Here is a 12519-nt window from a genome sequence, read left to right as displayed (position 1 = left end):
GGTGTTGGGGCGGGTGGGGGGGTGGGGCGCGCGGGGGGGCGGGCCCCCCCCCCCCCCCGGGGGGGGGGGCGCGCCCCCCCCACCCCCCCCCCCCCCCCCCCCCCCCCCCCCCCCACCCCGCCTTCGACAGTTTCCTGTGATCTGTCGGCACGGCGTTCTGCTCTGGTGGGCGTCGACCTTGATCGACACGGTAGATCCACGCCATGCGTGGATGAACGTCGGAATGATCGAAGTACGCTTTTGTAGAGTCGAGCCATGCTCGACTGCTTCTGCCTGGCGATCAGGTGAAGGGGTCGGATCCCGTTCCCGGTGGGAACGGGATCCGACCCCGATTCAGAACAACTGGCCCTGCACCGTGGGCTGTTCGAGGCGCGCCGGTGCTTCGGCCACCGCTTCCGCACCCAGCCGCCAGGCCAGGCCACCCAACCGGCTGGCGTGGCGTTTCAATGCGGCCTGCAGCACCTCTGCGCTGCCCGCCACATGCAGCACTTGGCGGGCGCGGGTCAGGCCGGTGTAGACCAGTTCGCGCGACAGCACACGGCTGTCCTGGCGTGGCAGCTGCAACCACACTTCATCGAACTCCGAGCCCTGTGCCTTGTGCACGGTCATCGCAAAGGCGCTTTCGTGCGCGGGCAGTGCGGCCGGGTGGAAGGCGCGCGGCTGCTCGACGGTGTCGCCGGGGAACCAGGCCACCATCGCGCCACTGCCATCGCGCAGGCAGATGCCGATATCGCCGTTGAACAGGCGGTGCCGGTAGCTGTTCTCGGTGACCAGCAGCAGGCGGCCCTGGAAGTAGCCCGGGGTGTTGCCGGCCAGCAGCTGTTCGATGCGGCTGTTGAGCCCGCGCGCACCCTGCGGGCCTTCGCGCAGCGCGGTCAGCACGCGCAGGCGCCCGGCCTGCTGCAGGGCAAGCGCTGGATCGGCCGCGTCGGCCAGTGCACGCCAGTGGCCCAGCAGGTGCTCGCGCTGGCCGCGCAATGGATCGGCCTCGCCTTCGTGGAAATGCACGCCTGCCAGCGACCCACCGCGCAGCAGCTGCAATGCGGTGCTGCTGTCGCCTTCGCGCACGGCATGCGCCAGTGGTGCCAGGTCCAGCGCATCGCTTTGCCGGTAACCACGTTGCAGCTGCACGCGGCGGCCGGCGAAGGCGCGCGGCGTGGCCTGGGGCTGCAACGTGGCCGGTGCCAACAGACCCTGCAGTGCCTGCGCATCATCGGCGCGGGTGCCGATGCCATCACCGCTGGCGCGCAGGATCGCGCTGAGCACATCACCGGCTTCGACCGAGGGCAACTGATCGGGGTCGCCGAGCAGGATCAGCCGCGTGCCGCTGGCGATCGCATCGACCAGCTTGGCCATCATCGGCAGATCGATCATCGAGGCTTCGTCGACCACCACCACGTCCACCGGCAGCGGATTGTCGGCGTGGTGGCGGAAGCGCGGCGAATCCGGGATCACGCCGAGCAGGCGATGCAGGGTGGTGCCGGAACTGGGCAGTGCCGCGCACAGCGCCGGGTCCACGCCGTGCTCCTGCAGGCGCTGCACGGCCAGCCGCAGGCTCTCGGCCATGCGTTCGGCGGCGCGCCCGGTGGGCGCGGCCAGCGCCACCTCGGGCAGCGGCTGGCCAGCGTGCCGGGCCTGTGCGGCCAGCAGCAGCAACAGCCGCGCGATGGTGGTGGTCTTGCCGGTGCCGGGACCGCCGGTGACCAGCGCCAGCGGATGGCGCAGGGTCACGCCGGCGGCGCGTGCCTGGTGATCCTCGCTGCCCAGTGCCTGCGGGAACAGCTGCGCGAACAACGGTGCCAGCGCGGCCATGTCCGGTGCCGGCAGTGGATGCCGGCCGATGCGCTGCAGCCCGGCCGCCAACTGCCGCTCGTACTCGCGATAGCGGCGCAGGTAGAGCAGGCCGTTCTCCAGCACCAGCGGCGCATCCTCGGCGATGGCATCGGCCTGCTCCGGCGTCGCTACCCAGGGCGATGCGCGCAGCTGCGCCAGCCAGTCCTGCGCGGCAGGCCACTCGGGCACGCCGTCCAGCAACCGCTGCGGCTGTGCCGGATCAAACCCGGCGTGGCCCTGCGACACCGCCAGCGAGGCGAGCGCGGCCGCCAGCGCCACACTGTCCGGCGTGTCGTCGCGCAACCGCTGCAGGCTGGTCGCCAACGCGTGATCGAGGGTGCGCAGCAGGCCCTTCTGGTGCAGTTCCTTCAGCAGGCTCATGCGCTGGCCCCACGGGCACGTGCGGCCAGTTCGGCCTGGGCCTGTTCGCCACCTGCGAACAGTGCGTCGAGTGCATCCACCAGCGCGAACGGGAAGCGGTCCACATGCACGCCGTTGCCGGCAGCATCCAGGCCGCGGCAGAACAGGTAGCGGATGCCCCCCATGTCGCGCTCGTAATCGTAGGCCGCGCCCAGACGGAAGCGCAGCCAGCGATGCAGGGCCACGGTATAGATCAGCGCCTGCAAGTCGTACTCGCTGTGGCGCATGGCAATGGCCAGCAGGTCCGGACTGTAGCCGGGCAGCCGGTTGGATTTGTAGTCGAGCACGTACCAGCGCCCGTCGCGCACGTAGGTCAGGTCGATCATGCCGGTCATCAGCCCTTCCAGGCGGCGGCGCTGGCCGAAGCCGCGACGCGCACTGGAAACCCCATGTGCATGCAGCAGCTGCAACAGCGCCGGTACCGTGGTCGGTTCGATGGCGAAATGGAAGTCGATTTCCGCGCGCCGCTCGCCTTCGCCCAGGCTGTGCAGCGCACCGCCCTCGGGCAGTGGCACGGTGAGCGTGTGGCCGACCAACGGCACCAGCACCGCCACGCCATCGTCCAGGTCGACGTCGGCATAGCCTTCATCGTGCAGCGCCTTGCGCAGCACCTCGGCCTGGCCCTCGGGCGCTTCCAGGCCCGGCTGCCAGCCCCCCCACGCAGCGAAGTCGACGTTCTCCATCGCCTCGTGCAGCACGTTGCCGAAGCGGCTGCCCATGAAGCGCGGGTCGACCGGCGGGCTGTCTTCGACGGCGGCGGGTTCCGGCAGCGCGGGCTCCAGCGGCAGTTCCGGGCCCGCGGGTTCGTCGGCGGCGGGCGCCGGCAGCTCGGTGGCGGCGGCTTCAATATCACTGCCAGCGCCCGCGTCGGCATGCGCCAGCTGGGTGAAGCTGTATACCCACCAGTCGTGCGGCACGCGCCGGGTCAGTGCACGCACTGCCGGAAGATCCCCTTCCACTTCGGCCGCCAGCTGCGGCAGCGCGGCCACTGTCTCACTGTCATCGATGTGCACGTCGGCGTGCGCGCGCAGCGCCTGCAGGTCACCCAGCAGCGGCGCCAGGCGCGTCTTGCCAAGCCCGGCCAGATCACCCACGGCGATCCACAGCGCATGCTCGGCGCGGGTCAGTCCCACATACAGCAGGCGCGCATCCTCGGCCCGCTGCTCACGCTCGCGCTGTGTGCTGGCCGCTTCCCAGGCCTCGTCCCTGTCCAGCTTCCAGTGCAGCTGGCGCTGGCCATCGACGTGCACGGTGCAGTGCGAGGCGGTGTTCGGTGCGCCGCCGTCGATGCCGACGAAGGGCAGGAACACCAGCGGATACTCCAGGCCCTTGCTCTTGTGCAGGGTGATGATCTGCACGCGGCGTGCATCCGATTCCAGGCGCAGCAACTGCTGCTCGTCATCCTGGTCGGCGCTGGCCATCTGCCCCTGCAGCCAGTCCAGCAGGCCATGCATGCCCAGCGCCTGCGCCGAGGCTTCCTGCAGCAGTTCGCCCAGCTGCAGGTAGTTGGTCAGGCGGCGCTCGCCGTCGATCAGCGCCAGCAGGCGTTCGCCGTGCGCGGCACAGACATCGGCGATCACCGCGAACGGACCACCGCGCTGCCAGCGCTCGCGCCAGTGCAGCAGCTGCGCCTGGAACCCGCGCTGCAGGTCGCCCTCGCGCTCCATCGCCGCGATCGCACTGGCCCGCTGGCCCAGCAACACCGTGGCCAGCGCTGCACGCAGGCGGCCTTCGTCTGCCGGTTGCAGCAGCGCCAGCAGCAGCGCGCGCAGATCACGTGCCTCACTGGTGGCGAACAGGCTCTGCTTGCCCGCCGCCACTGCGGGTATGCCAACCGCAGCCAGCGCGCGCTGCACCAGCGTGGCCTCGCGATGCGAGCGCACCAGCACCGCGATATCACCAGGCTGCAACGGGCGCCCACGCAACACCGCTTTGCCCGCACGCGCCTCGACCAGGGCCTGGTGGATCGCAGCCACGCAGGCCTGGGTCGCTGCCTCACGCGAGGCATCGGCACTCATCGCCTTGTCACCCCCGCTGCGCAGCACGCGCAGGGTGAGTGCCTTGGCGGCGTGGCCGTCGTGCAGATAGTCCTCATCGGTGCGCACGCCACCGGGACGCACCGGCTCGAACTGGATGTCACGCTCGAGGAAGGCGTCCTCACCCCCGTTGTCGTACAGCGCCTGCAACGCGCGCAGCACTGACGGTCGCGAGCGGAAGTTCTGGTCCAGCACCGGCGCCTGCTGCGCCACCTGCTTGGCCTTCAGGTAGGTGTGGATGTCGCCGCCGCGGAACCCGTAGATCGCCTGCTTGGGATCGCCGATCAGGAACAGCGCCGGTGCCAGGCCGAGTTCGCGCACCTCCGGCGAATTGCCGAACACGGTGTGGAAGATGTTCCACTGGCGATCATCGGTGTCCTGGAACTCATCGACCAGCGCGATGCGGTACTGCGCGCGCAGCTGCCTTACCAGCGGCAGCCGCTGCGGGCCTTCCAGGGCCAGTGCCACGCCATCGATCAGATCGTCATAGGTCTGCACCCGGCGCGTGCGCTTCAGCGCCTGCAGGCGCTGCATGGCTTCGGCGCGAAGCGCGTGCAGGAAATTCAGCGCGGTACCACGCAGCCAGGCATCGCGTTCGGCCAGCAGCGCGACATAGCGCGCCAACGGCACCTGCACTGGCGACGACGGCGTGCGGTCGGGGAACTTCTTGTTGGTCTTGTCGGCCAGCACCTCCGGCAGCAGTGCCGGCAGGCGCTCGCTGGCCAGCAGCTCGCGCGGGTCGCCGCGCTCGGCCCAGGCCAGCAGCTGCCGGCCCAGCGTGTGCAGCCAACCCAGCTTGTAGGACACCCCGTTGATCCACTTGTTGTCGACGGCATCGCAGAGGTCGATGAAGAACTGCTCGCCATGCCCGCGCAGCGCCTGCTGCAGTTCGGTGGCGGCGGCCTGCAAAGCCGGCTGTGGATCGGCCAGCGCCACCGGCCGCGGCAACGGATGCAGCGGTGGCGCGCCCAGCAGCGCGCGCAGATCGGCGGCCAGCGCGTCCGGGTTGGACCACAGCCAGGTCAGCGGCTCCAACGTAGCCGGGTCATTGGCATGCACGCGCCACAGGTCGGCGGCCAGCTCTTCCAGCAACTCACGGTCGCTGGCCAGCAGCTCCGGCGGATCGAAGGTGTGGCCGCTTTCCAGCGCGTGCTCGCGCAGCACCCGGGTGCAGAAGCCATGAATGGTGAAGATGGACGCCAGGTCGATTTCGTCGGCGGCCACCTGCAGGCGGCGCTTCAGTGCGGCGGCGCTCTCGGTCCCCCCCTGCAGATGGCGCTGCAGCACCTGGCGGGTCAGCCTCGTGTCCGGTGCTTCGCCCTCGGCCGGTTCCAGATCGACCAGGCGCGCGGCCAGCGACAGGCGCTCGCGGATGCGCTTGCGCAGTTCCTGGGTGGCGGCATCGGTGAAGGTCACCGCCAGGATCTGGCCGATGCGCAGGCCCTGCTCCACCACCAGGCGGGTGAACAGCGTGGCCAGGGTGAAGGTCTTGCCGGTACCGGCGCTGGCCTCGATCAGGCGGATACCATCCAGCGGCAGGGCCAGATAGGGATCGCCCGCCATGCGCTGGGAGTCCTCATCGACGATGGCGGTGCTCATGTGCTGCCCTCCTGGCGTGCATCGGCGCCAAGGGTGCGGCCTTCGCGCACCGCGCTGAAGACCACCTGGCTGTTGCGCAGCAGATCGGCATAGCCGGCGTCGGTGGCAAATGGATCGGCACCGCGCAGCAGCAGCTGCCAGGCGTCGCTGCTGGATTCACCCCAACTGCGGTCGCTGCCGTGCCACTGCTTCCAGCCTTCGCTGCGCTGCTTTTCGGCCGGCGCGTTGTACAGCACCCAGCCGGTGTAGGGGGCAAAGCGCAGCGGTTCACGCAGTCCGCGTTGGCGCAACTGCAGCAATGCGCGCAATGCCGCGCGTGCAGCAGGAGCGCTCAGTGCCGGCAGTACATGCGGGCCGGGACCGGCGTCGCCGCCATCATGGAACTGCACCAGCGGCAGGGCATCGCCGGCAGCGTTGGCCAGCAGCCAATCCAGGCCCTGGCGGATCACCGCAGTGCCATTGAGGGTGCCAGCGCGCAGGCGCACCAGCCCGTCGGGGTGTCGATCGGCCACACGGCCATGCAGGCGCACGCCATCGATCTCCACTTCATAGCGGCGGCTTTCCAGCGGCTCGCCCCGCATCCAGCCCAGCAATGCACTGGCATACGGGCGGGTCTTCAACTGCTCCACCTCGAACTGGCGCTCACCCAGGGGGCCCGACGGCAGCAGGCCACGCGCGCGCAGCCGCGGATACAACGGCTCGGTATCGCCACTGAGCGTGGCGCGTACCACCGCCGCCTGCACGCTGCGCTTTTCCGGCCCGCGCGAGGACAGCACCAGCGGTTCCAGGTCATCGACCTCCTCGACATCGTCGGCCAGGCGCAGGCCCAGCGACTGCGCCAGGAACTGCCCGGCCGGATCGCACAGGAAGCGGCGCAGGGTATCGAGTGCAACGTCGTCTTCCACCGCATCGTCGAGCGGCGGCAACGCGGCATCGAACCACGGCTGCAGGCCTCCGCGCGCGCCGGTGAGGCGACCGGCGGCCGGATGCCATTGGCGGCGATAGCTGAAGCGGCGTGGATCACCGTCACCGAACGCCGCCGGAGAGAACGGCTGCAGTGCGTGGCGCACGGTGAAGTCGCGGACCGCCGCAGGCGGATCGAGGTGATACGCAGCGGCGGCATCGATCAGTTCACTGACCAGCACCGACGGCTCACGCGCGCTGCCATCGCGCGGATCGGCACCGAGGTAGCTCAGGTAGAACACCTCCTGCGCGGCGGCGAACAGCTGCAGGAACAGGAAGCGGTCGTCTTCGCGGGTGGAGCGGTCGCCGGGCCGGCGGCGCGGCGTGTCCAGCTCGGCAGTAAGCTGGTTGAGACCGGCAGCCGGGTCACGGCGCGGGAAATCGCCATCATTGAGACCGAGCACGCAGATCACCCGGAACGGCAGCAGGCGCATCGGCACCATGCGGCCAAAGCTGATGCCACCGGTCAGCAGCGGCGCGCGCGTATCGGCCTCGCCCAGTGCTCCGGCGAAGTGCGCGCGCACGACCTCCGGCGGCACCCCGTCCGTGAAGCCGGCCTTGGCGGCATCATCGGCGAACTGGTTGAGCAGCTTGCGCAGGCGCTCCAGGGCACGCTGGCTGTTGGGCGAACTGGGCGCAGTCGGCAGCAGCGCGTCCAGCAGCGACAGCAGGCGTTGCCGCCACTGCGCCGGCGTCAGCAGTTCGCCGAGGCGGCGCTGGTAGACCGCCAACACGCGCAACAGGCGCAGCAGCCGGTCCAGGGCGTCCAATGCGCCGCCCTCCAGCTCGATCCACGGGGCAACACCGGCCAGGTCGGCCTCGCTGCCGGTGGCATGACCGAGCACCAGGCGATCCAGCGCGAACTGCCAGGTGTAGGCGTCGTCGGCCGGGGCCTGGTGCTGGTTGCGGTGCTTCGCATCCAGGCCCCAGCGCGCGCCAGCCTGCTGCAGCCAGCCATGCAGGCGATCAAAGTCCACCGCCTCCAGCCCGGCCGCTTCGGCCAGCGGCGCGCTGGCCAGCAGGTCCAGCACTTCGTTCAGGCCGAAACGCGAGACCGGCAGGCCCAGCAGGTGCACGAACACGTCGGCCAGTGGCTCGCCGGCGAGCGGACTGCTGTCGGCCAGCGCATAGGGAATGTGCTCGTCCTCGCCCCCACGGCCGCCGAACACTGCTTCCAGATACGGCACATAGGGGTCGATGTCCGGTGCAAGCACGGCGATCTCCCGCGCCTGCAGCGGCGGGTCGAAGCGCGGGTCCTGCAGCAGGCTGCGCAGCTGGTCGTGCAGCACCTGCAGTTCGCGCAGGCGGGTATGGCAGGCATGCACCTGCAGGCTGGGATCGTCGCTGCGCAGCCCGTCGCGCAGCTCGCCCGAGGGCAGCGCACGGCGGTGGAACAGATCGCGCTGCAGGCGATGCAGCAGGCTGTCGGACAGTCCACCTTCGGCCAGCGTCGGCCGGGTGTCGTCCTCCGGATCCGAATACGCGGCAATCTCGCCGGCCGGGTGCACCACCTCGTAGCTGCCCAGCACCGCCATGAAATCGCGCCCGGCCGCGCCCCAGGCTTCCAGCAGGCGGTTCTCACCGGCCGCTTCACCGAAGGGATCGGGCGCGCCGCTGCGCAGGCGCTCGGCCAGCGTCTGCAGGTCACCCCAGTACGACTGCACCGGCGTGGGCATATAGAAGTGCAGCTCGCCCACCCGCGCCTGGGTGGCCATCACCCGCAGCACATCGGGCGAGATGTTGAGCGTCGCGAACGCGGACATGCGTGGTGGCAGGCCCTGCGGCAACGGCTGGCCGGCGCCCTCGAAGCGGTCCAGGTAAGCCTGGATGCGGCGCGCGCGGTAGTCGTGGCCAGCGGCGATGCTGCGCCAGAGGATGGCCTGCGGGTCGGCCGGGTCGGCGCCGGCCTCCCAGCGCAGCAGCCAGTCGCGGCGCCAGGCCTGGTACTTCTCGAACACCGACGCCAGTTCACCGGCCAACGCCCACGGCTTCAATGCATCGCTACCGGCAAGATAGGACTGCAGCGCGCGCATCGGTGGCTGCGCCAGCAACGCCGGGTCGCGCAGTGCCTGGTACACCTTCCAGTGCAGGCCGGCCGCGTCCAGGTCGTCGCGTTCGCCGGGCACATTTGCGTTGAGTGCACGGGCAACGAACTCGCCCGGGGTCAGGAACTCAAGATTGGCGGCCACGCCATATTCGGCAGCGAGTGTTGCTTGCAGCCAACGCCGCATCGCCACCTGCGGAATCAGCACCACCTCCGGCGCCAGCAGCGGCTGACCCGCAACCGGCGCACGCACGTTGCGCGCCAGCAGCGCGGCCAGCACGTCCAGGGAGTTGGAATGGTAGAGGCGGAAATCGCTGCCCGGGTCACTCATCATGCACAGTGTGCAGCACGGCAGGCAGTATTCAATGGCCGGTCCATCGCCGGTACGGATTGTTCCGGGCTGCCGGCCGATTATCCCGGCCTGGCAAGGGTCTTGCCGTGCCACAATACTGGACCGTCCAGTCTGCTTATGTTCAGCCGACGGGCCCGATCCTTCGATGTCTAAAAAACGTTAATGGTGCCCATGTCGGCTTCCACCTCCAGTCTGGTGCAGTTATCCAACGTCCGCATCGACCGGAGCGGGCGCACGATCCTGCGCGACGTGTCGCTGCAGGTGCCCAAGGGCAGCATCACGGCCGTGCTGGGTCCGTCCGGCAGCGGCAAGTCGACCCTGCTGGCGGCACTGACCGGCGAACTGCGCCCGGTGGCTGGCGAGGTCACCCTGTTCGGCAAGCCGATTCCGCAGGACAGCGGCGCGCTGCTGGAAATGCGCAAGAGTGTGGGGGTACTGCTGCAGGGCAACGGCCTGCTGACCGACCTCACTGTGGCCGAAAACGTCGCGCTGCCGCTGCGCACGCATACCCGCCTGCCGACCGCCGTGCTGCGCCGCCTTGTGGAAATGAAGCTGCATGCGGTGGGCCTGCTGGCCGCTGCCGATGCCTGGCCGCGCGAGCTGTCCGGTGGCATGGCGCGCCGCGTCGCGCTGGCCCGTGCGCTGGCGCTGGACCCGCCGCTGATGATCTACGACGAGCCACTGACCGGGCTGGACCCGATCGCCTCTGGCGTGATCATGAGCCTGATCCAGCGCCTCAACCACAGCCTGGGCCTGACCAGCATCATCGTCAGCCACCACGTGCACGAGACCCTGCCGATCTGCGACCAGGTGATCGCCATCGCCAATGGCGGCATCGTGTTCCAGGGCACGCCCGACGCGCTGCAGTCCAGCCAGGACCCGTTGCTGCGGCAGTTCCTGCACGGCCAGCCTGACGGCCCCATCCCGTTCGATGCCGCACCGCGCGCGAGGGTCGCCTGATGCCGTTCGTCCAAGCCACCCGCTCGCTCGGCCGCGCCGGCCTGTTCTCGCTGACCGTGCTGCGTGGTTCGCTGCCAACCCGTGATTTCCTGGCCGAACTGACCCGCGAGATCTACAAGATCGGCGCGCGCTCGCTGCCGATCATCGCCGTCGGTGGCGCCTTCGTCGGCCTGGTGCTGACCCTGCAGGGCTACCGCACGCTGACCACCTTCGGTGCGGCCGACGCGCTGTCGACCCTGCTCGGCCTGTCGCTGTACCGCGAACTGGCACCGGTGCTGACCGCGCTGCTGTTCATCGGCCGCGCCGGCAGCTCGATCGCCGCCGAACTGGGCCTGATGCGCGCCACCGACCAGATCAAGGCACTGGAGCTGATGGCGATCGACCCGGTGGCCAAGGCCGTGGCGCCGCGCTTCTGGGCGGCGGTGCTGACCGTGCCCCTGCTGACCGGCATCTTCTGTTCGCTGGCGATCAGTGCCAGCTACTTCGAAGCGGTACACGTGCTGGGCCTGGACAATGGCGTGTTCTGGTCGGCGCTGCGCAACAGCGTCGATTTCTGGGATGACTTCGGCGTGGCGATGCTGAAGTCGGCGATCTTCGGCGGCACCGCCGCGCTGGTCGCCGCCTACGTTGGTTTCCACGCCGAGCCGACCATCGAGGGCACCTCGGTGGCGACCACCCGTGCGGTGGTCAACGCCTCGCTGCTGGTACTGATGTTCAACTTCGTGCTGTCGGCAATGTTGTTCACCTAACCCCTCCACCGGCGGTGCGCAGGCGCGCGCGGCCACCACGACTCGATCAGGTAATCCACATGGCCATCCGCGGTCCCAGACTCGAATTCTCCGTCGGCGCCTTCCTGCTGCTGGCCCTGGCCTCGCTGATGGTGCTGGCCGTGGCCTCGACCAACCAGCGCTGGAGCTGGGGCAGCCAGGGCTACGAGCTGAAGGCGCGTTTCTCCCAGGTCGGCCAGCTGCGCAAGCAGGCGCCGGTGAAGATCGGCGGCGTCACCGTCGGCCAGGTCGCCTCGATCGACCTGGATCCGGTGAAGTTCGAATCCATCGTGACCCTGCGCATGGACAGCAAGGTCAAGGACCTGCCGGCGGACACCTCGGCCGGCATCTTCACCAGTGGTTTGCTCGGCGAGAGCTATATCGGTCTGCAGCCGGGCGGTGACCCGGACGTGCTCAAGGCCGGTGACGAGATCGTCTTCACCCAGCCGGCGGTGGACCTGATCCAGCTGGTCGGCAAGTACATGTTCAGTGGCGGCGCCGGTGGTGGCGCAGGCCAGAAGCCCAACGATGGCGCGCAGGCGCCTGCAACGGAACCGCAACCATGAAGATGAAACTGATCCCGGCCCTGCTCGCCTCGGCGCTGCTGGCGGCTACTCCATTCCTCGCCCAGGCCCAGGCCCAGGCCCAGGCCACCGCTCCCGCCCCCGCCGCTGCCGCGGCGCAGGGCCAGGCCGGCAAGGTGGTGATCGATGCCAGCACGCGCATCCTCACCACCCTGCAGCAGCGCCGCAGCGAGTTCAGCAGCAACCCGGCCAGCCTGCGCAGCTACATCGACAGCGAACTGAACCGCACCTTCGATCGCGACTATGCCGCGCGCCTGGTGCTGGGCCCGCACGCCCGCGGCGCCTCGGATGCCGACATCAAGCTGTTCGCCGATGCCATGGCCGACAGCCTGATGCAGCGCTACGGTTCGACCCTGCTCAACATCCAGGGCAAGCCGAGCTTCCGCCTGAAGGGTGAAAGCCCGCTGCCGGGCAACCGTGGCGTGCGCGTGAGCACCGAACTGGTGCGCGCCGGCAATGAACCGACCCCGGTCGAATACTGGATGCGCAACGTGAACGGTCAGTGGAAGATCTTCGACGTCAACATCGAAGGCATCTCCTACGTGCAGACCTTCCGCAACCAGTTCGATACCCCGCTGCGCCAGAAGGGCATCAAGCAGGTGGCCAGCGAGCTGCACAGCGGCAGCATGCAGGCCGGGCCCGCCGGCAATGGCAAGTAACGCACTTGCGCTGCTGGAAGGCGACACCCTGCGCCTGCGCGGGGTGCTTGACCGTGCCGCGGTGATCGCACTGTGGCCGCAGCTTCAGGCCCTGCCGGCCAAGCTGGCGCGGCTGGAGCTGGGTGAGGTCGAGCGCGTGGACAGCGCCGGCCTGGCGCTGCTGGCCGAGCTGGCGGCCCGTGCACGCAAGGCGGGCCATGCGCTGGCCATCTCCGGCGCGCCCGCCGGCTTCAACGAGCTGAGCGCAGCCTACCGGCTGTCGCCCGACCTGGATTTCAACGCTACTTCTGCTGCGAGCTGAC

8 protein-coding genes are annotated in these 12519 nt (G+C 69.6%); 5 read left to right on the top strand and 3 right to left on the bottom strand.

The annotated features are described in order from the left end of the window. Positions 1 to 333: 333 nt before the first annotated feature. The 3 genes from recD to recC are packed head-to-tail and all read right to left on the bottom strand — an operon-like array spanning position 334 to position 9229. Positions 334 to 2214 carry an exodeoxyribonuclease V subunit alpha gene (gene recD, locus AC5JLE_RS18830; RefSeq protein WP_164110133.1) on the bottom strand — a complete coding sequence of 627 codons (1881 nt, stop codon included), beginning with the start codon at positions 2212 to 2214 and terminating at the stop codon, positions 334 to 336. After that, positions 2211 to 5888, bottom strand: a complete 3678-nt coding sequence (gene recB, locus AC5JLE_RS18825) for an exodeoxyribonuclease V subunit beta (RefSeq protein WP_496065541.1) — start codon at positions 5886 to 5888, stop codon at positions 2211 to 2213. The genes recD and recB overlap by 4 nt, the downstream gene beginning before the upstream one ends. Then, positions 5885 to 9229, bottom strand: a complete 3345-nt coding sequence (recC, locus tag AC5JLE_RS18820; protein ID WP_041863987.1) for an exodeoxyribonuclease V subunit gamma — start codon at positions 9227 to 9229, stop codon at positions 5885 to 5887. The genes recB and recC overlap by 4 nt, the downstream gene beginning before the upstream one ends. Positions 9230 to 9418: 189 nt before the next feature. On the opposite strand from recC, the gene AC5JLE_RS18815 reads away from it, so the two are divergent. The 5 genes from AC5JLE_RS18815 to AC5JLE_RS18795 are packed head-to-tail and all read left to right on the top strand — an operon-like array spanning position 9419 to position 12518. Then, positions 9419 to 10207: an ABC transporter ATP-binding protein gene (locus tag AC5JLE_RS18815; RefSeq protein ID WP_483286870.1), complete on the top strand. Its 789-nt coding sequence runs from the start codon at positions 9419 to 9421 to the stop codon at positions 10205 to 10207. After that, a complete protein-coding gene (locus AC5JLE_RS18810) occupies positions 10207 to 10956 on the top strand; it encodes an MlaE family lipid ABC transporter permease subunit (protein WP_005414955.1) in 750 nt (249 codons plus the stop codon). The genes AC5JLE_RS18815 and AC5JLE_RS18810 overlap by 1 nt, the downstream gene beginning before the upstream one ends. Positions 10957 to 11015: 59 nt before the next feature. Continuing rightward, a complete protein-coding gene (gene mlaD / locus AC5JLE_RS18805) occupies positions 11016 to 11540 on the top strand; it encodes an outer membrane lipid asymmetry maintenance protein MlaD (RefSeq protein ID WP_014039020.1) in 525 nt (174 codons plus the stop codon). Beyond that, on the top strand, positions 11537 to 12217 hold the full coding sequence (locus AC5JLE_RS18800) for an MlaC/ttg2D family ABC transporter substrate-binding protein (RefSeq protein ID WP_423172669.1): 681 nt from the start codon (positions 11537 to 11539) through the stop codon (positions 12215 to 12217). The genes mlaD and AC5JLE_RS18800 overlap by 4 nt, the downstream gene beginning before the upstream one ends. Then, the gene (locus AC5JLE_RS18795) at positions 12207 to 12518 is read left to right on the top strand and encodes an STAS domain-containing protein (protein WP_014648936.1); all 312 of its coding nucleotides are present in this window, start codon (positions 12207 to 12209) and stop codon (positions 12516 to 12518) included. The genes AC5JLE_RS18800 and AC5JLE_RS18795 overlap by 11 nt, the downstream gene beginning before the upstream one ends. Position 12519 lies beyond the last annotated feature (1 nt).

This window comes from Stenotrophomonas sp. (assembly GCF_059505245.1).
Note: the sequence above shows the minus strand (reverse complement) of the source record. Positions and strands in the feature narration are given on the sequence as shown.

Excerpts from the sequence above, each read along its gene's own strand:
- recD (WP_164110133.1), bottom strand. The coding sequence starts at position 2,214 with ATGAGCCTGCTGAAGGAACTGCACCAGAAGGGCCTGCTGCGCACCCTC.
- recB (WP_496065541.1), bottom strand. The coding sequence starts at position 5,888 with ATGAGCACCGCCATCGTCGATGAGGACTCCCAGCGCATGGCGGGCGAT.
- recC (WP_041863987.1), bottom strand. The coding sequence starts at position 9,229 with ATGATGAGTGACCCGGGCAGCGATTTCCGCCTCTACCATTCCAACTCC.
- AC5JLE_RS18815 (WP_483286870.1), top strand. The coding sequence starts at position 9,419 with ATGTCGGCTTCCACCTCCAGTCTGGTGCAGTTATCCAACGTCCGCATC.
- AC5JLE_RS18810 (WP_005414955.1), top strand. The coding sequence starts at position 10,207 with ATGCCGTTCGTCCAAGCCACCCGCTCGCTCGGCCGCGCCGGCCTGTTC.
- mlaD (WP_014039020.1), top strand. The coding sequence starts at position 11,016 with ATGGCCATCCGCGGTCCCAGACTCGAATTCTCCGTCGGCGCCTTCCTG.
- AC5JLE_RS18800 (WP_423172669.1), top strand. The coding sequence starts at position 11,537 with ATGAAGATGAAACTGATCCCGGCCCTGCTCGCCTCGGCGCTGCTGGCG.
- AC5JLE_RS18795 (WP_014648936.1), top strand. The coding sequence starts at position 12,207 with ATGGCAAGTAACGCACTTGCGCTGCTGGAAGGCGACACCCTGCGCCTG.